The 23717-nt window shown below is 56.0% G+C and carries 22 protein-coding genes; 3 read left to right on the top strand and 19 right to left on the bottom strand.

The genetic code is table 11. The annotated features are described in order from the left end of the window. Positions 1-41: 41 nt before the first annotated feature. Positions 42-2186, top strand: coding sequence for a phosphate acetyltransferase (gene pta, locus WH298_RS03225; protein WP_007889297.1), 2145 nt, complete (start codon positions 42-44; stop codon positions 2184-2186). A 65-nt stretch (positions 2187-2251) separates the two neighbouring features. Here the strand turns inward: pta and yfcD are convergent, their stop codons facing one another. Both yfcD and yfcF read right to left on the bottom strand, forming a co-directional pair. Further along, the gene (gene yfcD / locus WH298_RS03230) at positions 2252-2797 is read right to left on the bottom strand and encodes an NUDIX hydrolase YfcD (protein ID WP_007889295.1); all 546 of its coding nucleotides are present in this window, start codon (positions 2795-2797) and stop codon (positions 2252-2254) included. Between the two features lie 111 nt (positions 2798-2908). Beyond that, the gene (gene yfcF / locus WH298_RS03235) at positions 2909-3550 is read right to left on the bottom strand and encodes a glutathione transferase (protein WP_049852892.1); all 642 of its coding nucleotides are present in this window, start codon (positions 3548-3550) and stop codon (positions 2909-2911) included. Between the two features lie 204 nt (positions 3551-3754). Here yfcF and WH298_RS03240 point away from each other — a divergent pair, with 204 nt between their 5' ends. Then, complete coding sequence (locus WH298_RS03240; protein WP_049852893.1) at positions 3755-4651, top strand: TIGR01777 family oxidoreductase; 897 nt, start codon at positions 3755-3757, stop codon at positions 4649-4651. A gap of 34 nt (positions 4652-4685) precedes the next feature. On the opposite strand, the gene WH298_RS03245 is transcribed toward WH298_RS03240, so the two are convergent. Genes WH298_RS03245 through dalD form a run of 3 tightly spaced genes read right to left on the bottom strand, consistent with a single transcriptional unit; the run spans position 4686 to position 8863 of the window. Further along, positions 4686-5966: an MFS transporter gene (locus WH298_RS03245; protein WP_049852894.1), complete on the bottom strand. Its 1281-nt coding sequence runs from the start codon at positions 5964-5966 to the stop codon at positions 4686-4688. Between the two features lie 22 nt (positions 5967-5988). Further along, positions 5989-7458 (bottom strand): xylulokinase, encoded by a 1470-nt coding sequence (xylB, locus tag WH298_RS03250; protein WP_180822210.1) that lies wholly within the window; start codon positions 7456-7458, stop codon positions 5989-5991. A gap of 10 nt (positions 7459-7468) precedes the next feature. Further along, on the bottom strand, positions 7469-8863 hold the full coding sequence (gene dalD / locus WH298_RS03255; RefSeq protein WP_180822211.1) for a D-arabinitol 4-dehydrogenase: 1395 nt from the start codon (positions 8861-8863) through the stop codon (positions 7469-7471). Positions 8864-9058: 195 nt separating this feature from the next. Here dalD and WH298_RS03260 point away from each other — a divergent pair, with 195 nt between their 5' ends. Beyond that, positions 9059-10006: a sugar-binding transcriptional regulator gene (locus WH298_RS03260; protein ID WP_180822212.1), complete on the top strand. Its 948-nt coding sequence runs from the start codon at positions 9059-9061 to the stop codon at positions 10004-10006. A 166-nt stretch (positions 10007-10172) separates the two neighbouring features. On the opposite strand, the gene hisP is transcribed toward WH298_RS03260, so the two are convergent. From hisP to pdxB, 14 genes are all read right to left on the bottom strand, one after another. Then, positions 10173-10946: a histidine ABC transporter ATP-binding protein HisP gene (gene hisP / locus WH298_RS03265; protein ID WP_180822213.1), complete on the bottom strand. Its 774-nt coding sequence runs from the start codon at positions 10944-10946 to the stop codon at positions 10173-10175. Positions 10947-10954: 8 nt separating this feature from the next. Then, complete coding sequence (locus WH298_RS03270) at positions 10955-11671, bottom strand: ABC transporter permease (RefSeq protein WP_049852898.1); 717 nt, start codon at positions 11669-11671, stop codon at positions 10955-10957. Beyond that, positions 11668-12354, bottom strand: a complete 687-nt coding sequence (locus WH298_RS03275; protein ID WP_007889283.1) for a histidine ABC transporter permease HisQ — start codon at positions 12352-12354, stop codon at positions 11668-11670. Before WH298_RS03275 ends, WH298_RS03270 begins: the two co-directional genes overlap by 4 nt. A 193-nt stretch (positions 12355-12547) precedes the next feature. Continuing rightward, positions 12548-13330 (bottom strand): lysine/arginine/ornithine ABC transporter substrate-binding protein ArgT, encoded by a 783-nt coding sequence (gene argT, locus WH298_RS03280; RefSeq protein ID WP_007889282.1) that lies wholly within the window; start codon positions 13328-13330, stop codon positions 12548-12550. Between the two features lie 278 nt (positions 13331-13608). Beyond that, entirely contained in the window at positions 13609-14178 is a 570-nt protein-coding gene (locus WH298_RS03285; RefSeq protein WP_007889281.1) for a UbiX family flavin prenyltransferase, read from the bottom strand. A gap of 117 nt (positions 14179-14295) precedes the next feature. Then, a complete protein-coding gene (purF, locus tag WH298_RS03290; protein WP_007889277.1) occupies positions 14296-15813 on the bottom strand; it encodes an amidophosphoribosyltransferase in 1518 nt (505 codons plus the stop codon). A gap of 36 nt (positions 15814-15849) precedes the next feature. Next, on the bottom strand, positions 15850-16335 hold the full coding sequence (gene cvpA, locus WH298_RS03295) for a colicin V production protein (RefSeq protein WP_007889274.1): 486 nt from the start codon (positions 16333-16335) through the stop codon (positions 15850-15852). Between the two features lie 250 nt (positions 16336-16585). After that, positions 16586-17335: a cell division protein DedD gene (gene dedD / locus WH298_RS03300; RefSeq protein ID WP_007889272.1), complete on the bottom strand. Its 750-nt coding sequence runs from the start codon at positions 17333-17335 to the stop codon at positions 16586-16588. Then, complete coding sequence (gene folC, locus WH298_RS03305) at positions 17325-18590, bottom strand: bifunctional tetrahydrofolate synthase/dihydrofolate synthase (protein WP_180822214.1); 1266 nt, start codon at positions 18588-18590, stop codon at positions 17325-17327. The genes dedD and folC overlap by 11 nt, the downstream gene beginning before the upstream one ends. Positions 18591-18780: 190 nt before the next feature. After that, a complete protein-coding gene (gene accD / locus WH298_RS03310) occupies positions 18781-19689 on the bottom strand; it encodes an acetyl-CoA carboxylase, carboxyltransferase subunit beta (protein ID WP_007889268.1) in 909 nt (302 codons plus the stop codon). 132 nt (positions 19690-19821) lie between these two features. Beyond that, positions 19822-20475 (bottom strand): DedA family protein, encoded by a 654-nt coding sequence (locus WH298_RS03315; RefSeq protein WP_007889266.1) that lies wholly within the window; start codon positions 20473-20475, stop codon positions 19822-19824. Between the two features lie 159 nt (positions 20476-20634). Beyond that, positions 20635-21441 carry a tRNA pseudouridine(38-40) synthase TruA gene (truA, locus tag WH298_RS03320; RefSeq protein WP_180822215.1) on the bottom strand — a complete coding sequence of 269 codons (807 nt, stop codon included), beginning with the start codon at positions 21439-21441 and terminating at the stop codon, positions 20635-20637. After that, complete coding sequence (locus WH298_RS03325) at positions 21441-22451, bottom strand: aspartate-semialdehyde dehydrogenase (RefSeq protein ID WP_007889262.1); 1011 nt, start codon at positions 22449-22451, stop codon at positions 21441-21443. The genes truA and WH298_RS03325 overlap by 1 nt, the downstream gene beginning before the upstream one ends. Positions 22452-22553: 102 nt before the next feature. Next, positions 22554-23678 carry a 4-phosphoerythronate dehydrogenase PdxB gene (pdxB, locus tag WH298_RS03330; protein WP_180822216.1) on the bottom strand — a complete coding sequence of 375 codons (1125 nt, stop codon included), beginning with the start codon at positions 23676-23678 and terminating at the stop codon, positions 22554-22556. Positions 23679-23717: the final 39 nt, after the last annotated feature.

The raw sequence follows: 23717 nt of genomic DNA on the forward strand, positions 1-23717 counted from the left end.
AGTTGTTTTAGACAGTCTGCAACACCTGAGAGGTTTCTATCGTGTCACGTACAATCATGCTCATTCCTACCGGCACCAGCGTCGGCCTGACCAGCGTCAGCCTCGGCGTGATCCGTGCTATGGAGCGCAAAGGCGTGCGCCTGAGCGTATTCAAGCCCATTGCCCAGCCACGTGCGGGCGGCGATGCGCCAGATCAGACCACCAGCATTATCCGTAAAAGCTCCGCGATTCCTGCTGCTGAACCGCTGCAGATGTCACGCGTTGAGTCGCTGCTGGGTTCTAACCAGCAAGACGTGCTGATGGAAGAGATCATTGCCAACTACCACGCGAACGCCAAAGATGCCGAAGTCGTGCTGGTTGAAGGTCTGGTCCCCACGCGTAAACATCAGTTCGCCTCGGCGCTGAACTATGAAATCGCCAAAACCCTGAACGCAGAAATCGTCTTCGTGATGGCGTTGGGTAACGATTCGCCGGCCCAGCTGAAAGAGCGTATCGAACTGACGCAAAGCAGCTTCGGCGGCAGCAAAAACAAAAACATCACTGGCGTTATCATCAACAAACTGAATGCGCCAGTGGATGAACAAGGCCGCACGCGCCCGGATCTGTCAGAGATTTTTGATGACTCTTCCAAAGCGAGCATCGCCAACATCGATCCTAAGCAGCTGTTTGCCAACAGCCCGCTGCCGGTGCTGGGCTGTGTGCCGTGGAGCTTTGATCTGATCGCTACCCGCGCCATCGACATGTGCCGTCATCTGAATGCCGATATCATTAACGAAGGTGAAATCCAGACGCGTCGTGTTAAATCAGTGACCTTCTGCGCGCGCAGTATTCCGCACATGCTGGAGCACTTCCGTCCAGGCTCACTGCTGGTCACTTCTGCCGATCGTCCTGATGTGCTGGTGGCTGCATGTTTGGCCGCGATGAACGGCGTGGAAATCGGTGCGGTGTTGCTGACCGGCGGTTATCAGATTGAAGCGCCGATCGCGCGCCTGTGCGAGCGTGCGTTCCAGACTGGCCTGCCGGTATTTATGGTGAAAACCAATACCTGGCAAACCTCACTCAGCCTGCAGAGCTTCAACCTGGAAGTTCCTACTGATGATATTCAGCGTATTGAGAAAGTGCAGGAATACGTAGCCAGCTTCATCAATGCCGATTGGGTTGAATCGCTGACCGCCACCTCTGAGCGCAGTCGTCGTCTGTCACCGCCGGCATTCCGTTATCAGCTTACCGAATTGGCGCGTAAAGCCGGCAAACGCATCGTACTGCCAGAAGGCGACGAGCCGCGCACGGTTAAAGCGGCGGCAATTTGTGCCGAACGCGGCATCGCTACCTGCGTGTTGCTGGGTAATCCGGAAGAGATTCAGCGCGTTGCTGCCGCTCAGGGTGTTGAACTGGGCAAAGGCATCGTCATCGTCGATCCAGAAGTGGTACGCGAAAACTATGTGCCGCGTTTGGTTGAGCTGCGTAAGAGCAAAGGCATGACCGAAGTGGTGGCGCAAGAGCAGCTGGAAGACAACGTGGTGCTGGGCACCATGATGCTGGAGAGTGGCGAAGTTGATGGCCTGGTATCAGGTGCGGTTCATACCACCGCGAACACCATTCGCCCACCGCTGCAGCTGATCAAGACCGCGCCAAACAGCTCGCTGGTCTCTTCCGTGTTCTTCATGCTGCTGCCGGAACAGGTTCTGGTGTATGGCGACTGCGCCATCAACCCGGATCCGAACCCAGAACAGCTGGCGGAAATCGCCATTCAGTCTGCCGATTCAGCCAAAGCTTTCGGTATCGATCCACGCGTTGCGATGATCTCTTACTCCACCGGTAACTCCGGTGCCGGTAGCGACGTAGAGAAAGTACGTGAAGCAACGCGCATCGCGCAGGAAAAACGCCCGGATCTGGTGATTGATGGTCCGCTGCAGTATGACGCCGCGATTATGGAAGATGTTGCCAAATCCAAAGCGCCAAACTCAGCGGTTGCTGGTCGCGCTACGGTGTTCATCTTCCCGGATCTGAACACCGGTAATACCACTTACAAAGCGGTACAGCGTTCTGCCGACCTGATCTCAATCGGACCGATGCTGCAAGGCATGCGTAAGCCGGTAAACGATTTGTCGCGTGGCGCACTGGTGGATGACATCGTCTATACCATCGCACTGACGGCGATTCAGTCACAGCAAGCCGAAGGCTAATCGCTTTCCTGCTCGCTTAAAAAGCAAAAAGGCGCCCGATGGGCGCCTTTTTTATCGCAGCGTAATTATGCTTCACTGCTCTGCTTGCGGCGTGCGGCATCACTGTTGCGGCTCAGCCACAGTGACAGTGCTTTCAGCGAATCATCAGTGAACTCATCACAGCGCGCGGTGATCTCTTCCGGCGTCATCCAGAAAATCTCATCCACTTCTTCCTCTTGCATCGCAAACGGACCATGCGAGACGCAGCTAAACAGCCCGCCCCACACGCGACAATGCTGATCTTCGAAGTAAAATTGTCCGTGCTCAGCAAACGGAACGGCCGCGATACCTAATTCCTCTTCCGCTTCACGACGAGCAGATTCCAGCAGGTCTTCACCGCTCTGCACCACGCCGCCGGCGGTGGCATCAAGCATACCCGGCATAAAGTCTTTAATTTCAGTACGACGCTGCACCAGAATTTTGCCCATGCCATCATGCACCACGATATAGGTGGCGCGATGACGTAGACACTGCGCACGCATCTGCGCACGGCTGGCCTGCGCAATGACTTCGTTCTCTTCGTTAACGATATCAACCCACTCGATACCATCACCTGCCGTTTGATCCACCATCCATAACCCTTTTCTGTTTTCGGCGTGCCCAGCACGCGCCTGATTGCCACGCTTTATTAGAATCTGCGGTAAGGTAATGCGTTCTTTTCGCCATCGCAAGGCGCATCGTGCTTAGCGTGTTTTACCGGATTCAGCCAACCACAACTGTACCGAAGCACGCTGCCACTGGAACTCGGCATAGTGCTGCAACTTCACTGGCAGCGCGTCACCGTGCAGCGCCAGACGATTAATCATCACCGCTAAATCAGTATCCGCAATCGACCATTCACCAAACAGGTTTTGCTGTCCCTCCGGCAGCAGACGCTGCACCGCAGCAATCAGTTTATTTGCGGCCTGCTCACCCGCAGGCGTGAGCGGTGCAAAGCGCTCACCGGCAAACAGCACTTCGGTGGGACGTTCCGATCGCAGCGGCATCAGATCGCTGCGCAGCCACGCCTGCACTTCACGTGCATGCGCCCGTTTTTCGCGGTCGCGTGGATAGAGTCGCTCGAACTCTGGCGCTGGAAAACGCTCCTCCAGATACTCAGCAATCGCTGAAGACTCCGTCAGAACCACCTCATCGATTTGCAACGTGGGTACGCGGCAGGTAAGAGAGAGTGCACGATAATCATCATCCCACTGCGCGTTCTGTGATAAATCGACGCGCTTGAGGGTAAAGGGAATCCCCTTCTCGGTTAGCGCAACATAAACCGACATGGCGTAAGGGCTGAAAAAGGAAGAATCGGACCACAAGGTAATGGTTGGATAATTCATTGGCTGCCTCAGGAAAGCGTCAGGTGTGCATCATGTTTACCGATTTTTATTTGTTAAGGCAATGGTGCGCTGGTCGGATGTTTAGGTGCTAAGGCCAGCGCTGACTACGCCTTTTTATTCATAAGCGTAAGCCCAGTCACGCCGCACGGGTGCTTCTCTTCTATGCTGAATCTGAGCAGAGAAAAAATTACAAGGAGGCTCAACATGCATTTACTTATCACCGGCGGCACCGGCCTGATTGGCCGTCATCTGATCCCGCGCTTATTGCAGCTCGGGCATCAGGTCAGCGTTGTCACCCGCGATGTCGCCGCCGCGCGAGAGAAACTCAATCCCAACGTGGCGCTGTGGTCCGGCATTAATCAGCAATCCGATTTAAACGGCATTGATGGCGTGATCAATCTGGCAGGCGAACCGATAGCGGATAAACGCTGGACCGAGCAACAGAAACAGCGGCTTTGCGAAAGTCGCTGGCAGATTACCGAACAGCTGGTCTCGCTGATCCACGCCAGCAGCCATCCTCCCCAATTTTTGATCTCTGGCTCGGCCACCGGCTTTTATGGCGATACCGGCGATCTGGTATTGACCGAAGACGATCCGGGCCACGATGAATTTACCCATGCGCTGTGCGCACGCTGGGAGCAACTGGCGTTAACCGCGCAAAGTGACCGCACCCGCGTCTGTTTGCTGCGTACCGGCGTGGTGCTGGCAAAAGAAGGCGGCGCCCTGGCGAAGATGAAGCTGCCGTTCAAACTGGGTGTGGGCGGTCCGATTGGCAGCGGCAAACAGTATTTACCGTGGATTCATATCGACGATCTGGTGAACGCGCTGTTGTGGCTGATCGATCACCCGGAACTGCGCGGGCCTTTCAACATGGTTGCACCTTATGCGGTGCGTAATGAGCAGTTCGCCGCCACGCTGGGGCATGTGATGCATCGTCCGGCCTTTATGCGCACGCCGGCCAGCGCCATCAAGCTGATGATGGGGGAATCGGCGGTGCTGGTGCTGGGCGGGCAACATGTTTTGCCAAAGCGGCTGGAAGAGTCGGGATTTGGTTTCCGCTGGTACGATTTAGAGCAAGCGCTGCAGGATGTCGCCGGTTAAATAATCAGGGCGGCACGTCGGCCGCCCTGAGGTATTAACTGCGCTGTTGCGCGACGCGAGATTTCAACGCCACAGGTTCACGCGTATGACCCGGCTGCGGTACGCGAATGATAAAGGTCAGCACGCCGGCAAACACATACAATCCGGTATACGCCCACACCACGCCCACGATGTCGAAGAACGGTAGCATCACCGAAGCAATCGCGGGTGCCACGAAGTTACTCAATCCCGCCGACAGGTTGTAAATCGATACGGCAGCCCCTTTGTGATGCGGCTCCAGCGTCGGGAACACGGCCGTCATTGGCACAAAGGCCGCGACAAAAATCCCCAACATCACCGCCGGAATCAGCGCCACCCAAAAGTTATGCCCGGCATACACTGGCAGGTAATAGAATGCCAGGCTGGAAATTGCCATGCCGACACAGCCAAACCAGCGCACCTGACGAATCCATCCCAGTTTCTCGCCGGTGATGCCCCAGAAGATGTTAGTAAAGATGGTGACAAAGAAGAAAACCGCCCAGATCTGCAGCCATTCGGAAATGGTAAAGCCAAGGCGATCAACGAACAGCAGCGGCATGATAATGGCGAAGCCAAACAGCGACAGCGTGTTAATGATGCGAATCAGACAGGCATAAAACACGTGCTGATTGGTGAACAGAATGGTGACGGCCCGCGACATTTCGGTCATTTTGTCGCGCATCGGCAGATTGACGCGCGAACGGTCAACCGGCACGTGGCGCAAGCTAAAGTAAGCCAGCACACCGCCACACGCCACCCATACGATCGCCAGCCACAGCGTACCGGTTTCGCCCAGCATGGGAATGGTGAGGCTCGGTAAATAGCTGCCAACCACACCAATACCAACCGAGTACATCGCCCAGAACCAACCGGTCGCGGCCGCCAGTTTTTCCCGCGGCAGCACCTGCACCAGCATCATCATGAACGAATAGATGAATAACGGATACGCCAGGCCGCGAATGCCATAGAACAGCACCATCAGCGGATAGTTACGCATCCCCAGACCAAGCGACATAAACAGCGTGTGCATCACGATCCACAATACGAAGCCAATCATCATGGCGCGCTGCGGGGTAATCAGCTCCGCCACCACGCCCGAGGCCCACGCAGCCAGCGCAGCGGCAAGTCCATAGAAGGTAAACACCACCGCCGACTGCGCAGGGGTGAAGCCCATATCGGTGATATGACGCGATAAAAACGCCATCTCAAAGCCGTCACCTGCCATAAAAATGGCGATGGCGAGGAAGCCCCAGAACATCTTTTTCGGTAAGCCAAACCAGTATTCATTCGATTGCATCTCATTCATCCTCTGTCTGGAGTTAGGCAGTCAACAGCGCCCGCGCCTGCTGTTGCTGTTCGTAGAGTGTGCGGAACAGATGCAATCGCTGGTGCAGCACCTCGCCGCGCCCGGCATCCGGCTGATAGCGCGCCTGCACCGGCGGCTTAAGACAGACATCGCGCTCGGCACCACCATCGGCCAACCACGCCAGACGTGCGGCGCCCAATGCGCCGGAGGCGCTGGCGGGATGCGTGACGATGGGCAGTTGCAGCACATCCGCAATCAGCTGGGCCCACAGCGTGCTGCGTGCCCCGCCGCCGGTCAGGCTGCATTGACGAATCAGCTGCTGCGCATCACCCAGCACCGCCAATCCATCGGCCAGACCAAAAGCCACGCCTTCAATCACCGCGTAACCCAGCAGCGCACGCGGCGTTTCATGGCGCAGATTGAAGAAGGAGCCGCAGGCATCAGGATCGTTGTGCGGCGTGCGTTCGCCAGAAAGATAGGGCAGGAACAGCGGCGCATGACGCCGTTGTTCCTCGCTGAGCGGTGCCATCTCGTCCATCAGCTGGCTTTCCGTGACCGACAACAGATTGCATAGCCAGCGCAGACAGCTGGCGGCGCTGAGCATTACGCTCATCTGGTGCCAGCGCCCAGGCAAGGCGTGGCAAAAGGCATGCACGCCAGATTGTGGATCGGCCAGCAGGCGATCGTTAACCACGAAAATCACGCCGGAAGTACCCAGAGAGATAAAGGCATCTCCCGGATTGACCGCGCCGACTCCCACCGCCGATGCCGCGTTATCGCCGCCGCCGCCCGCCACGCTAACCGAGGCCGATATGCCCCACTGGCTTGCCAGTTCGGCTTTCAGCGTGGCGCTAACTGCACTGCCTTCCACCAGTTCGGGCATGTGGGTGCGCGTCAATCCGCTAATGGCTAACAGTTCGTCGGACCAGTCGCGTTTGGCGACATCAAGCCACAGCGTACCCGCCGCGTCCGAAGGTTCGCTGACAAAGCGTCCGGTCAAACGCCAGCGCAGATAATCTTTTGGCAGCAGCACCTTATTGATGCGCTGAAAAATCTCCGGCTCATGTTCCGCTACCCAACGCAGCTTTGGTGCGGTAAAGCCCGGCATGATCATGTTGCCGCTCAGCTGCATCATTTCCGGATGTTGCGCGCTGAGTGCTGCACATTGCGCTGCGCTGCGCGTGTCATTCCACAGGATGCAAGGACGCAACACCTCGCCCTGGTTATCCAGCAGCACCGCGCCGTGCATTTGCCCCGACAAGCCAATAGCACGAATCTCGCTCCACGCTGCTGCGGCCTGTTGGCGCAATCCGGCCAACACTTCACCGCAGGCCTGCCACCAGCGTTCAGGATCCTGCTCGGCCCAGTGGGCATGCGGACGCTGCACGCTAAGCGCGGCGTGATGAGTCGCGACGATGTCGCCCTGCGCATTGATGAGCAGCGCTTTGAGTTCAGAAGTACCAATATCGATTCCGAGATACATGACGCGCTCCTTACCCTTCAGCCAGCGCAGGTTGCGGCTGTTTCAGCCAATTCTGCAGGTCAGCAACGGTGCGGGTCACCAGCGCATGGAACGCTTTGTCCTGCGCCAGTTCGCCAAACAACGCGCTGTCGCTGAGGAATGCAGTAAGGGCATCGGACCGGCTAAACTGCTGACGCAGCACATCGGCCTGCAGCACGCCATCCTGATAGGTGTAAGGCAAATCATCATCAGCCCAACGTTGCAGGAACAGGAAGAACAGCGCAGGCAGCACGGCGGTGGCAGCCGGTTCAGCGCCGCGCTGATAGCATTCGCGCAGCGTTGGCGTCACCATGCCAGGAATTTTCGACAGACCATCGGCGCCAACGCGCTGATTAGTGTCTTTGATGTAGGGATTACTGAAGCGCGCCAGAACCACATCGCGATAATCCGCCAAATTCAACGGGCTCGGCGACAGCGAAGGCATGACGTCCTGCGTCACATAGTCATACGCCAATTGATAAATCGCCGGCTGACGCGTGCTGTCGTCAATGTAATTGAGGCCAATCAGCGTGCCTGCCCAGGCAATTGCGGCATGCGTAGCGTTGAGGATGCGGATTTTTGCCTCTTCCCACGGCAATACTGACTCAACCAGCTCAACGCCCACCTTTTCCAGCGGCGGACGACCGGCAATGAAATCATCCTCAATCACCCACTGAATAAAGGATTCGGCCATTACCGCCGCGCCATCGTCTTTGCCGGTGGCAGCTTTTACCCGCTCAGCCACATCTGGCGTCGGGCGTGGCGTGATGCGATCGACCATTGTGTTGGGTGACGTCGTGCTGGTGCGCACCCAATCTGCCAGTGCCCGATCGCCCTGCGCTGCGAGAAACGCGAGGAAGCCGTGGCGGAAACGTTCGCCGTTATGGCGCAGGTTATCGCAGTTGAGCAGCGTGACGGGCGCGCCGCCCTTTGCCAGTCGCTGGGAGAGAATGCGCGCCAGAGCGCCATAAATGGTGCGGATATCGCCTTTCACATCGGCCTGCACATCCGCCTGTTCAAGATCAAGTTCATGTTCCGGCGTCAAATAGTAACCGGCTTCGGTGACGGTGAAGCTGATTACGCGGGTTTCTGTTTTAGCACCCTGCTCTACTAACGCGCTGATGTCGCTGTCCCAAGGCAGAATTTTGCGCAGTGAAGTGATGGTTTCATAGGCGCGTTCGCCTTCAGGGGTAACGGTTTCCAGTACGTACTCGCCACTCTGCGCGGCGAGTTGCTGTAGCAGCGGCGCAGCGTCGCTGCGGATATTACCGAGTGCAATGCCCCAGCACTCATCGCCCTGCTGGCGTAATTTATGCAGATACCACGCCTGATGTGCACGGTGAAATGAACCTGCGCCAATGTGCATCCACACTGAATTATTTGTCATAGCCACCTCAAAATAAACATTTGCCACGATTAAGGGCATTTGCCCGATGCCGTGTAGCATAGTGTGTGCGGTAAGCCAGGTTCTGCGAACTGAATCACAATTAATACTTTTGCTCTTTTTTAGGGCTTTTGCTCAGTTAACACTTAGTGGCCTTCTCGCGTTAACATGGCGCACCGGTTTTGACGGAACAGCGCGATGAGCAGAGAAGAGAAAAAACAAGAACTGGCAGCACGTGCGGCCTGGATGTATTACGTCGCTGGGGTGACACAGCAGGAGATTGCGCGTGCGTTGGGATTGTCGCGTCAGGTGGCGCAACGTCTGGTGTCCAACGCACGGGAAATGGGCATGGTGAGCGTGAAGATTGAGCATCCCGTCACCCATTGCTTGCAACTGGCGCGCGAAGTGCAGGAGAGGTTTGCTCTGCAGCTGTGCCGTGTCGTGCCTTCAGCCAACCTTGATGATGAGGCCATCCAACAGATGTTGGCCGTGGAAGGCGCAGCGGTGATGGCGCAATACATTAGCGAAGAGCAACCGCAGGTATTTGGCATCGGTTCAGGCAAGACATTGCGTTCAATGATCGATGCGCTTCCCTGGGTTGAACGACCACAGCATCAGTGCGTTTCGATGATTGGCGCGATTGCGCGAGACGATTCAGGTACGCGTTATGACGTGCCGCTGAAGATGGCGGAGAAGATGCAGGGTAAGTATTTTTTCATCCCTGCACCGCTGTATGCCGATACCCCCGAAGACAAGGCGATGTGGATTCAGCATCAGGTCTATCAACGCGTCACGTTACGCGCGTTGCAGGCAGATGTGGCCTTCGTCGGCATTGGCGAAGTACAGCCAGGTTGCCCGCTACATGCCGAAGGCTTTATTACCGATGCGCAAGTGGCTGCACTCAACGCACGCGGCGTGGTTGGCGAAATGCTCGGGCACTTTTTCAATCAGCAAGGCGAACGCGTGTTGGGTGAAACCGATGAGCTGCTCACCAGCGTCTTGCTGGAAAGCCAGACGCAGCGCCAGATTATCGGCTTTGCCGGCAGTGAACGTAAGTATCCAGCGATTCGCGCCGCGCTGCAGGGCGGCTGGGTGTCAGGTTTGGTGACCGATGAGGATACGGCGCTGAGATTGTTGCGGGATTAGAACGTGCTGGCTGTCCCCCATCCCGGCCTTCCCCCGCTAGCGGGGGAAGGAGACGCTGCCACATGCAGCATCAGTACGCACATATTGCAGCATCTTCCTTTTCCATTTATGGGGGAGGACCGAGGTGGGGGGCAGCGAGCACAGACCAGCCAGCCCTATTCCAAAACTACTTTAACGATCCCTTCAAAAACTGCTGCAGGCGCGGGCTTTTCGGGTTACCGAACAGCTCATCCGGCGTGCCCTGCTCTTCGATTTTGCCCTGATGCAGGAAGATCACATGATTAGAGACGTGACGAGCAAACTCCATCTCGTGCGTCACCACCACCATGGTTTTCCCCTCTTCGGCCAGCTTCTGCATAATGCGCAGCACTTCACCGACTAACTCTGGATCGAGCGCCGAGGTCGGTTCGTCAAACAGCAACACTTCAGGCTCCATCGCCAGAGCACGCGCAATCGACACGCGCTGCTGCTGACCGCCAGAGAGATGCACCGGATATTTGGCGCGCGCACGCGCATCAATACCAACCTTATCCAGATACTTAATCGCCCGTTCGCGCGCTTCGGTCTTGCTGAGCCCCAGCACCTGAATCGGCGCTTCGGTGACGTTATCCAGCACCGTCATGTGGCTCCACAGGTTGAAGTGCTGAAACACCATCGTCAGACGGGTACGCAGCATACGCAGCTGCTCTTTGTTCGCAACTTTGAGCTGACCATCGGTGTCGCGCACCAGGTTGATCTGCTGATTGTTAACGGTAATGGTGCCTTCGCTCGGTTTCTCGAGGAAGTTAATGCAGCGTAAAAAGGTACTTTTCCCGGAACCGGACGAGCCAATAATGCTGATCACATCGCCGGCGTTGGCCTGCAGTGATACGCCTTTTAGAACTTCATGCTCACCGTAACGTTTGTGCAGTTCGGTAACGCTTAATTTATTGTCAGCCATAGTGATACTCAGTGCGATGAAGAAGGTTTTACGTGTGCCAGGAAGCGTTGTTCGGCTTTGCGGAACAAGCTAATCAACCCGTAAGAGATTATCAGATACAGCACCGCTGCAATGCCAAACGCGGTAAACGGCTGATAGGTGGCCGAGTTGATATCGCGCGCAATTTTTAACAGATCCGGCACCGTGGCAGTGAACGCCAGCGCAGTGGAGTGCAGCATCAGGATCACTTCATTGCTGTACGCCGGCAGCGCCGTGCGCAGTGCCGAAGGCAGAATGATGCAGCGATAGAGTTTAAACGGCGAGAAGCCATAGGCGCGTGCCGCTTCAATTTCACCGTGCGGCACCGAACGAATCGCGCCAGCAAAGATTTCGGTGGTATAAGCGCAGGTATTGAGCGTAAACGCCAGCAGCGTACAGTTCAGTCCGCTGCGGAAGAAGGCATTCAGCAACTCAGTGCCTTTCACCACTTCCAGCGTGTACATGCCGGAGTAGAACACCAGCAGCTGCACATACAGCGGCGTGCCGCGAAACACGTAAGTGAATAGCCACACTGGTGTGGAGATAAAGCGATTGGAGGAGACGCGCGCAATCGCCAGCAACACCGCCAAAGAACCGCCGATCACCACTGAAAGGATCAACAACCACAAGGTAATCGCGATACCGGTAAAACGATAACCATCGGTCCAGAGCAGCTGTTTCCAATACTCCTGAATAATCTCAATCATAGCTCTGCCCTTTTCACACCCACCGTGTAGCGACGTTCAAGCCACCACAGCACGCCGTTCGACAGCGTGGTAAATACCAGATAAATCACGCCCGCCACAATGGCGAAGTAGAACGGCTGCCAGGTACTTTTACCTGCCAGCTGCGTGGCTTTCACCACATCTTCCAGCCCCAGCAGCGACACCAGCGCAGTCGCTTTCAGAATGACCTGCCAGTTGTTGCCGATGCCCGGCAGTGCAAAGCGCATCATCGCCGGGAATAGAATACGCCGGAAGGTCTGAGAGCCAGTAAAACCGAAGGCGGTTGCCGCTTCGATCTGTCCTCGAGGCACGGCGAGAAAGGCACCACGGAAGGTTTCGGTAAAGTAGGCGCCGTAGATAAAGCCAAGCGTAATGATACCGGCGACCATCGGGTCGATATCAAACTGGGCCAGTCCCAGCGCATCGGTGAGGGTATTCAGGGCGATCTGCAGACCGTAGAAGATCAGCAGCATCAATACTAAGTCGGGAACACCACGAATTAAGGTGGTGTAGCCTTCGAACAGCATCGCCAGCGGGCGATTGCGGGAGAGTTTGGCGCCCGCGCCAACCAGGCCGAGCACCACCGCCAGCAGCACCGAGCTGAGTGCCAGCTCCAGCGTCACAAGGGTGCCCTTGAGGATTACTTCGGAATAGCCATACAACATGAGTTCAATCCTGTCGTGAGGGTAAATTACAAACGCTGCCCAACTGACGGACAGTCCTAACCAGGAAATTTGAATCGCAGGATGGATGGCGGCAAGCGTATGAAGCCGGGCAGTTTACATAAGTAAGCGCCCGGAGTGAATACTTATGACCAACCTTGCTGCAACTCAAAGAACAGGGTCAGGAACAGAATTGTTAGTCGCCGTACACGTTAAAGTCGAAATACTTTTTCGCAATCTTGTCGTAAGTACCGTCTTTACGCATTTCGCCAAAGGCTTTATCGATCGCTGCCTTCAGATCCGCGTCATCTTTACGCAAGCCCATACCGGTACCGACGCCAAAGATTTTATCGTCTTTAACCGCTGGACCAGCAAATGCATATTTTGCGCCGACCGGCTGCTTGAGGAAGCCTTCGCTCGCTTGAACTTCATCCTGAAACGCGGCATCGATACGACCCGCATTCAGGTCCTGATATACCAGGTCCTGGTTAGCGTATGGCGTAACGGTGACGCCTTTCGGCTGCCAGTACTCTTTTGCATAAGTTTCCTGGGTGGTGCCCTGCAACAGACCGATGTTTTTGCCTTTCAGTGATTCAATGGTTGGCTGCAGCGTTGAGCCTTTCGGCGCCACTAAGCGAGCATTTGCCGCGTACAGTTTTTCAGAGAAGTTGATCTCTTCCTGACGCTTCTCGGTAATAGAGAGAGAAGAGATGATGGCGTCAATTTTCTTCGCCTTCAGCGAAGGAATCAGCGCATCGAAATCACTTTCTACATAAGTACATTTTGTCTTGATACGCTTACAAATTTCGTTGGCCAGATCGATATCAAAGCCAACCAGCTGGCCCTGCGCGTTCTTGGATTCGAATGGCGGATAAGTCGGGTCAGTTCCGATACGCAGCGACTGCGGCACAGCGGCGAAGACACTCGCGCTACTTGCCATTGCCAGCATCAGAGAAAGAGCCAAAACTCGCTTTTTCATAGGTAACCCTCAAGTGAAGTGCTTATTGTTATGTAGTGCGTGATGTGTTGGTTTGCGCAGTAAGATGTGCACGTTTCATGCCAGTTATGCGAATCGGCTAAACGCTGCACAGGCGCACTAAATACCGCGCCGATAAGCGGCGCAAGCACTTAGTTTGTGAGGGAAATATAACAGCGGTGTGAGGAAGAAAAAGCGACATTGTTAACTTTTGGTGCACAAGATGCACGAACAGTGATCGCGCCCCCGAATTTGCACACAGTCAGTGCATCACTGCACCATTATGCGCCGCTCCAGCGAGTGAAAAGATCTTCCGGCAGTTCGATATCAAACTGATCGAGTACGCGATTGACGGTTTGATCGACCAAATCGCCAATTGATTGGGGACGGTGATAAAACGCCGGTACCGGCGGCATAATTAGCGCACCGAGTTCAGCTGCCGTGGTCATCATGCGCAGATGCCCCAGATGCAGCGGCGTTTCGCGCACGCACAGCACCAGCTTACGCTGCTCTTTCAGCACCACATCCGCGGCGCGCGTCAGCAGGCTATCGCTGTAGCTATGCACAATACCGGAGAGCGTTTTCATCGAGCACGGTGCAATCGCCATGCCGAGGGTTTTGTAGGAGCCGGAGGAGATGCTGGCGGCAATATCGCGCACGTCGTGCACCACATCGGCCATCGCTTGCACCTCACGCAGGCTGAAATCGGTTTCCAGCGCCAAGGTTTGGCGTGCGGCGGGACTGATCACCAAATGGGTTTCCACTTCCGTCAGCGGTTGCAGTACCTGCAACATCCGCACGCCGTAAATTGCGCCGCTGGCGCCGGAAATGCCAATGATCAGTCGTTTCATAATTTAGCCTTGCTGGTTCAGATTGCGGCAATGATAGCGGCTCGCTGAACAAAAATACAAAAACAAACAGGGCGGGATTGCGCCCGCCCTGCTTTTCATTCTGCCACAACGGTGAGCTTAGCCTTCGTTGTGCAGTTCCAGACCTTCAACTTCTGTCTGACGTGCAATGGCTTTAGAGTCGTCATTACGCAGCGACTGCAGATACTCAAGGTACTGCTGGTCGACATCCTTGGTGACGTAAATGCCGTTGAATACCGAGCACTCGAACTGCGCGATATCCGGATTCTCTTCACGCACCGCTTCGATCAGATCGTTCAGGTCCTGGAAAATCAACGCATCGGCTTTAATCAGCTGACGAATCTCTTCCACTTCACGACCGTGCGCGATCAGCTCAGTAGCGCTAGGCATATCAATGCCGTACACGTTCGGGAAACGAATTTCCGGCGCTGCAGAAGCCAGGTAAACCCGCTTCGCACCCGCTTCACGCGCCATCTCGATAATTTGCTCCGAAGTGGTGCCACGGACGATGGAGTCATCCACCAACAGCACGTTTTTATCGCGGAACTCGGCACGGTTGGCATTCAGCTTGCGGCGAACCGCGCTGCGACGCAGCTGCTGGCCCGGCATGATAAAGGTGCGGCCAACATAGCGGTTTTTCACGAATCCCTGACGATAAGGTTTATCGAGGATGCGGGCGATTTCCAGCGCGATATCGGTTGAGGTTTCCGGAATCGGAATCACCACGTCGATATCCAGATCTTCCCACTCGCGGGCAATTTTATCACCCAGCTTGGTGCCCATACGCACACGGGCGCTGTACACCGAGATTTTGTCGAGGAATGAGTCCGGACGCGCAAAATAGACGTACTCGAACAGGCAAGGATTGGTTTTCGGGTTTTCCGCACACTGACGGGTAGAGAGTTGGCCCTGCTCGGTGATGTATACCGCTTCGCCCGGCGCTACGTCACGAATGAACTCGAAGCCCAGCGTGTCGAGCGCAACGCTTTCAGACGCAACCATGTATTCCGTGCGGCCGTCGGCAATGACGCGTTTGCCCAGCACCAGCGGACGAATACCGTTGGGATCGCGGAAAGCGACCATACCGTGGCCGATAATCATAGAAACGACCGCGTAAGCGCCGCGCACCTGCTGATGCACCGCCGCCACCGCAGCAAAAATGTTGTCAGCTTCCAGCGGATAGTGCTGAAAACGGTCCAGCTCCTGCGCAAAAATGTTCAGCAGGATTTCGGAATCAGAGGTGGTATTAACGTGACGGCGGCCCGTTTCGAACAGCTGTTTACGCAGTTCGTGCGCGTTGGTCAGGTTACCGTTATGCGCCAGGGTGATGCCATAAGGGGAGTTCACGTAGAAAGGTTGCGCTTCAGAGGCGCTGGAGCTGCCTGCCGTTGGGTAGCGCACATGACCAATCCCGATGTTGCCCTGTAAACGCTGCATGTGACGCGCTTCGAACACATCGCTTACCAGACCGTTGGCTTTACGCAAACGGAAGCAGTTAATAGCATCGATGGTACAAATGCCGGCGGCATCCTGCCCGCGGTGCTGAAGCACCGTTAACGCGTCATAGATTGACTGGTTTACTGGCATAAAACCGGTGATACCAACAATACCGCACATATTGTCATTTCCTCATTAGCCGCACTCCCGATGGTGTCACCGGGGTAAAAAACTCGACGTGCTTTTCAGGTAATCGAAAAACCACCTGATGATGTAACTGAACTCGGGAATAAGTTGCGACTGTTGCCAGTCGGGGCTTTTGGAAAAGCCGGTGAATGTATCGAGGAAGAACAGCATAGCAGACACGATCAGTACGCCACGCAACGCCCCAAAACAGACCCCCAACACCCTGTCGGTTCCTGACAAGCCGGTTTTTTCAACCAGCGAGCCGATCACATAGTTCACGATGGCACCCACAATCAGAGTGGCAACAAATAACACCGCGATGGCGATGCCGTTGCGAACCAGTTCGTCGTCAAAACCTGTAAACCAGACTGCAAGGTAGGCGTAATAATGACTGGCGACAAAAAACGCACATCCCCAGGTAACGAGAGATAAGGCTTCCCGGACAAACCCACGAATCAGGCTGACCAGAGCCGAAAAACCAACTACCGCAATAATGACGTAATCAATCCAGATCATGAACTCTTCCAGCCCAGTGCTATTGCACCCCTGCATCCAGTTCGGGGCGCATTCTAACAGAAAAAGAAAACGTTTGCGTAGGGTTTTCCGGTTCTGTTTCCGTAAAAAGGGCGATGAAAAAAACTTTCCTCGCCCTGTGTATTACCAGCGATTTAATCCACTGATATTCAATGATTTTATGGCCGCGCTTCGCTACAAAAGTTTTATAAAGCCGCGCCTTTTTCTGCCATCGGCGCGGCTTATCAACGCTTTATCGCGCGCTATACGGTTTCACCACACCACCGAGGCCGGAGATGCTTTGCAGCTCACTCAATGAACCTTGTAGCTTGGCCTTATTCGCATCCGGACCGACATAAATGCGAGTGATTTGCCCCTGCACCGGCGTTGACGGCACGGTAAAGGCGCGATAGCCCGAGAGACGCAGTTGCGCGACAATTTCACTCACTTTCGCCGCGTTCTTCAGGGCACCGAGCTGTACCACAAACGCCTGACCGGCTGGCGCTGCGGGCTCACTTTGCTTCGGTGTTTCTACCGGTTTTGGCTGCTCAACCGGCTTCGGCTGTTCGACTGGCTTCGGCTTCGGCTGTTCCACCGGTTTCGGCTTCGGCTGTTCCACCGGTTTCGGTTTCGGCTGCTCAACCGGTTTTGGCTTCGGCTGTTCCACCGGTTTCGGCTGCACCTGTTGATGCACCGGCGGCGGCGTGACGACGCTGGGCTCGCTGTTCTGCGTCGGCTGTGCGCTCCCGTTGGTGGCGGTTTTACCGCTCTCCGGGTTCTGCGCCGCGCCAGCCCCTTCCGGTGGCTGCGAAGGCAGCGGTTGCGTCACCGGCGGCACCATTTCGCTATCCTGCTGATCGTCCGGTTTTGGCACCAGCGGGATGGCGGCGAACTCCTCTTTATAATGCTTTTTCTGGCCGTCCAGCAGGCCCGGCAAAACGATGACGCCAATCGCCACCAGAATAACCGTGCCGACTAAGCGATTTTGAAACTTACTTGCCACTGCCGTTCTCCGCTGCCATCGATTCCATAACCTGCGCTACGGTGTGGAAAGAACCACACACCAGAATCACATCTTCGGGACGCGCCTGCTGACGCGCTGCCTGCCACGCCGCCTCAACGTTGCGGTAAGCAATGCCGCTTTCCAGATGAGCCAACAGTTCGTCGGCCGAGGCACCTCGCGGCCCTTCGAGCGGCGCGCAGTACCAGCAATCCACCTGAGGTGCCAACGCGGCCAGCGTACCGGCAATATCCTTATCATGCAGCATGCCTACCACCGCATGCACCTGACCACTTAACGGCTCAGCGGCCAGACGTGAAGCCAGATAATAAGCAGCATGAGGATTGTGTGCCACATCCAGAATCACGCGCGGCGCTTCGCTCACCGTTTGGAAACGCCCTGGCAGAATCGCCAGCGGCAGATGCTGACGGATAATCGCTTCGCTGACCTTCAAGCCCGATGCACGTAACGCGACAAGTGCGGTTGCGGCATTGGGCAGAGGTACCTGCGGTAACGGTAAATCGCGCAGTTCACCCTTTGCATCCTGCAACATCCAGCTATTGCCGGTTTGCTGCCACTGCCAGTCGAGATTGCGCTGCAGCAGCAATGCGCCCTTCTCGGCCGCGACATCCGCAATAGTGCCCGGCATATCACCTTCACCGACTATCGCCGGTTTGCCTGCACGGAACACGCCGGCTTTTTCACGACCGATGCTTTCGCGATCCGAACCCAGCCAATCGGTGTGATCCAGCGCGATGCTGGTGATCACCGAAACATCGGCATCGACAATGTTGGTGGCATCAAGACGTCCGCCAAGGCCAACTTCGAGAATCACCACATCGAGATTCGCCGCGCGGAACAGATTGAAAGCCGACAACGTGCCGAACTCAAAATAAGTGAGAGAAATGTCACCGCGCCCGGCTTCAATCGCGGCAAAACTGGCGCTGTGCTGCGCTTCATCCAGTTCTGCGCCCTGCACACGTACGCGTTCGGTGTAACGCACCAGATGCGGCGAGCTGTAGACGCCCACGCGATAACCGGCAGCGATTAGCAGCGTTTCCAGGGTGCGACAGGTGGTGCCTTTGCCGTTAGTACCGGCAACGGTGAAGACAAACGGAGCAGGTTTGAGCAGGTCGAGGCGTTCAGCAACGCGTTGAATACGATCCAGACCGAGTTCAATGGCCTGCGAGTGCAGATGCTCAAGATAATGAAGCCACGTGGCCAAAGGCGACGTGGCTTGAGGAAGAGAATTATCCATGTGTCCCGTTCTTAATTAATACACATCATCCTTCAAGCTGCAGCGGCGTTGGCTGCGTTCATCCACCCCGGTCACTTACTGATGTAAGCTCCCGGGGATGTATTCACTTGCCGCCTTGCTGCAGCTCGAATGATTTCGTGTAGACGGTGCATTGGAGGAAAGAAACATCGCTGCACCTTTCCGCTGCCTGTCAGGCTTCGTTGCTCTCCGGCTCAGCCACATCAGGCTGATTACCATCCTGCAGCGGCGCTGGCAGGTTCATCATTTTCGCCAGCAGACTTGCCAGCTTAAAGCGCATTTCCGGACGACGGATGATCATGTCGATCGCGCCTTTCTCAATCAGGAACTCACTGCGCTGGAAGCCCGGCGGCAGCTTTTCGCGCACGGTCTGCTCGATAACGCGTGGACCGGCAAAGCCAATCAGCGCTTTCGGTTCCGCCACGTTGAGATCGCCTAGCATCGCGAAGCTGGCAGAAACGCCGCCCATCGTTGGGTCGGTCAGCACGGAGATGTACGGCAAGCCGCGCTCCTGCATTTTCGCCAGTGCAGCACTGGTTTTCGCCATCTGCATCAGCGACTGCAGTGCTTCCTGCATACGTGCACCGCCTGACGCGGAGAAGCAGATCAGTGGGCAGTTGTCTTCCAACGCCTGCTCAACGCCACGCACAAAGCGCGCACCCACTACGGAACCCATTGAGCCGCCCATAAAGGAGAACTCAAACGCGACCGCGACAATCGGCATACCGTGCAGCGTGCCTTTCATCGCCACCAGCGCATCTTTCTCGCCAGTGTCTTTTTGCGCGGCAACCAAACGGTCTTTGTACTTCTTGGAATCGCGGAACTTCAGCAGATCCTTCGGTTCCAGCTCGCTACCCAGCTCAACCAGCGAACCTTCATCCAGCATGCTATGCAGACGCTCACGGGCGTGCATGCGCATGTGATGGTCGCACTTCGGGCAGACCTCGAGGTTACGCTCCAGCTCGGCGCGGTACAGCACCTGCCCACAGCTATCGCACTTGGTCCACACCCCTTCCGGGATGCTGGCTTTGCGCGTTGGCGTGGCAGTGCTTTTATTCAGTATGCGTTCAATCCAGCTCATTGATGACCTTTCTATTTAATGCTGACCTGGTCCAGTCTTCTCATTGCTGCTGAAATCACCTTCAGCAGGCCGTAAATGTCGCTCATTAAACCACAACCCGTTCACGCTGTGGATAAAAATCTGGTAACGAGCTTACTGTGACTTCTGCTGGCGGCGATGACGCCACACTTCAATTACGCCTGGCAGTATTGAAACCACGATGATGCCGACAATCAGTAGCTTCAGGTTCTCCTGCACAATCGGCAAGTCGCCAAACAGGTAACCGGCGTAAGAGAAGAGCAGTACCCACAGCAGTGCACCCGTTACGTTATAGAGCGCGAAGTGGCGATAAGACATGTGTCCCATCCCCGCCACAAAGGGGGCAAAGGTTCGCACGATTGGTACAAAGCGCGCAAGTATAATGGTTTTGCCGCCGTGGCGATCGTAGAACGCATGGGTTTTATCGAGGTAGCTGCGACGGAAAATTTTCGAGTTCGGGTTACTGAACAGCTTCTCACCAAACAGACGCCCAATAGTGTAGTTCACCGCATCACCGAGGATGGCGGCGATCACCAGCAGCGTTACCATCAGATGCACGTTGAGATCGTTACCCGGCAAGGCCGCCAATGCACCTGCCACGAATAGCAGCGAATCGCCGGGCAGGAATGGCGTGACCACCAAACCGGTTTCACAGAACAGAATCAGGAACAGAATGGCGTAAATCCACACGCCGTACTGCGCCACCAGCTCGGCCAAATGCACATCAATATGCAGAATAAAATCGACCAAAAAGTGGATAAACTCCATATAACGACAACTCCCCGATACCCGTCATACTTTAAGCCGCAGCTTCGTTAGCTGCGGGCGCTCACCTCAATCACTTACTGGAGTAAGCGCCCGAGGATTCACCCACTTGCCGCCTTGCTGCCGCTCGAATTATTTAGGGTATACATCCTAGATTAATGGTTAATCCGCGAGGAACAACGGTCCCAACGCAGGCTGAGGTAATGCAAAGTGGGATGGATAATCCACCGCCACCAGATAAAGTCCCTCGGCTTTGGCCGTCGCCGCCGCCAGCTTACGATCTTTGGCTGCCAGCAAGGTCGCCATCCACTCTTCCGGCTGATTGCCCGTGCCGATTTCCATCAGGCTGCCCACAATATTGCGTACCATATGGTGCACAAACGCATTGGCTTTGATGTCGACCACCACGTACGGTCCATGACGCGAAACGTTGAGATGCATCACGTTGCGCCACGGGGTGCGTGACTGGCACTGCACCGCACGGAACGAGGTGAAATCGTTCTCACCAATCAGCGCCTGGCCAGCGCGCTGCATCTTCTCCACATCCAGCGGGTGGTAATAATGGGTGATGCCATTACCTAAAATCGCCGGACGCAGCCGATGGTTATAAATCACGTAGCGATAGCGACGCGCGGTAGCGCTAAAGCGCGCATGGAAATCGTCCGGCACCGCTTTCACCCAACGTACCGCGATGTCATCGGGCAGATTGGCGTTAACACCGAGCGTCCAGGCTGCATCAGCGCGCGGCGAGGTGGTTTCGAAATGCACCACCTGCCCGGTACCGTGCACACCCGCATCGGTGCGGCCGGCGCAGAACACCACTACCGGATGATCCGCCACCTTCGACAGCGCCTTTTCAAGCTTTTCCTGCACGCTGCGCACTTCATTTTGTCGCTGCCAGCCGTAGTAACGGCTGCCATCGTACTCAATACCCAACGCCAGCTTAAGCGTCTTACCTTCAGGCAACATTAATAGAAATACTCCTGCACCAGCTTCTCGGCCGTTTTCACCGCCATCAGTGCGCCGCCAAAGCGGATGTTGTCTGCTACAGACCAGAACTGCAGCAGCTCCGGAATGCCGTAATCATTGCGTACGCAGCCAATGCTCAGCACGTCGCTGCCAGATGCATCGCCCACTTGCGTTGGATAATCGCTCTCTTCACTCAGGTTGATATCACCAGAGCGGCCGAGTTCATCGCGCGCTTCTTCTGCCGACAGCGGACGCAGATTCTCCACATGCACAATCTGCGCATTGCCGTAGAACACAGGTGCCTGCACGCTGCTGACCGCAATCGGCAAACCTTCGTCCTGCAGCACCTTACGCACCTGCTCAACCACGCGACGCTCACTCTCCACGCTGCCGTTGTTGTCAGCCAGCAGCGGCAGAATGTTGAACGCCAGTTGGCGACCAAAATAGTGCTGCTCGGCAGGCACGCCGTTCAGCAAGCGCGCACTTTCACCGGCCAGACCATCAACCGCCGCTTTACCGTGGCTGGAAGCGGCAATCAGGTTGGTCACCTGCAAACGGCTCAGACCAGCCAGATCCACCAGCGGTTTAATGGAGCACAGCAGCTGGCTCACCAGGCTGTCGGCCACGGTAATGATGTTACGGTTGCGATAATCCGCCAGCACCTGTGGGTTCACATCTGGCACCACCAGCGGCACATCCGGTTCAAGCGCAAACAGATCGCTGCTATCAATCACCAGACAACCCTGGCTCGCTGCTTCTTCGGCATAGCGAGCCGAAGCTTCACGTCCGGCGGTGAAAAACGCCAGCTGCACCTGCGTCCAGTCAAACTCGGCCGCATCCTGCACCAGCACGGTACGCCCCTCAAAACGTTTGTTCTCACCGGCACCGTTTTCACTCGCCAGTAAATACAACTCACCAACCGGGAACTGGCGTTCCGCCAGCAGTTCCAGTACAGCGTTCCCTACTGCGCCTGTTGCGCCCAGTAGCGCGATATTCCAGCCGTCAGACATGTTGGTTTACTCCAGACAATGACACAAAAACAGAAGGCGATGAAAACATCGCCCGAGATTTAGGAATTATCCCCCGCATTTTTGCAGGTGATTGAAATATCTTTACAAACTGGCGCGAAAGCCCAGTTGATTGAGCATCGCCGCCGTTTCGGCATCATCGCAATTCACCTGCAGCGATGACCACTCGCGACGCTCTTCATACTGCTTGCGCAGGCGATCAAACTCGCCCGGCTTTGCTGCCACTTTGCGCAGTGGCGCATCGTCGCGGCGCACATCATACACCAGATGCACTAAGCGTTTTAGCGTTGGCTGATCGAGCTTACCGCGCAGGGTAATCGCGCCAAATTCGGGCGCAGGCAGCAGACTCTCAAGTGCAACTTGCTGCGGCTGACCGATAAAGTCGCACCAGGCTTCAAACACCTGCGTGGTACCGCGCGCTTTACCTTCCAGCGTGTAACCGGCGATATGTGCAGTGGCGATATCGACTTTATCCAGCAGGTCGAGCGACAAGTCCGGCTCCGGCTCCCACACATCCAGCACCACGCTAAGATCGTGACGCATCTTCAGCACTTCAAGCAGCGCGGCGTTGTCTACCACCGGACCGCGACAGGCGTTGATTAAAATAGTGTTGGGTTTAAGCGCCATCAGCAGTGCCGCATCGGCCAGATGCCAGCTCTTATACGGGCCATCTTTAAACAGTGGCGTGTGGAAGGTCAGGATATCGGCCTGCGCCACCAGCTCATCGAGAGAATGGAAGGTTTCCTCATCGCCGCGATCGGCGCGCGGAGGATCGCATAGCAAGGTTTTCACACCCCACGCCGCAAGACGCTTTTGCAGACGACCACCCACATTACCCACGCCAACAATACCCACCGTGCGATCGCGCAGTTCAAAGCCATCGCGCTCCGCCAGCAGCAGCAGCGAGGAGAAAACATATTCCACCACTGCAATGGCGTTACAACCTGGCGCAGCAGAGAAGGTGATACCTGCCGCCGCCAGCGACGCCTCATCAATATGATCGGTTCCCGCGGTCGCGGTGCCGACAAACTTCACCGGCGTGCCAGCCAGCAGCGCCGCGTTCACTTTGGTAACCGAACGGACCATCAATCCGCTGGCATCCTGCAGCTCCGCTTCCGGCAACGGACGTCCCGGCACCGCTAACACATCGCCGGTGCGGCTGAACAGTTCACGGGCATAAGGCATATTTTCATCGACGAGAATTTTCACTGCGGCGGTCCAGTCTGGTTGAAATCAACGGGGCATATT

The sequence above is a fragment of the Pantoea nemavictus genome, from assembly GCF_037479095.1.
Classification (GTDB): Bacteria; Pseudomonadota; Gammaproteobacteria; order Enterobacterales; family Enterobacteriaceae; genus Pantoea; species Pantoea nemavictus.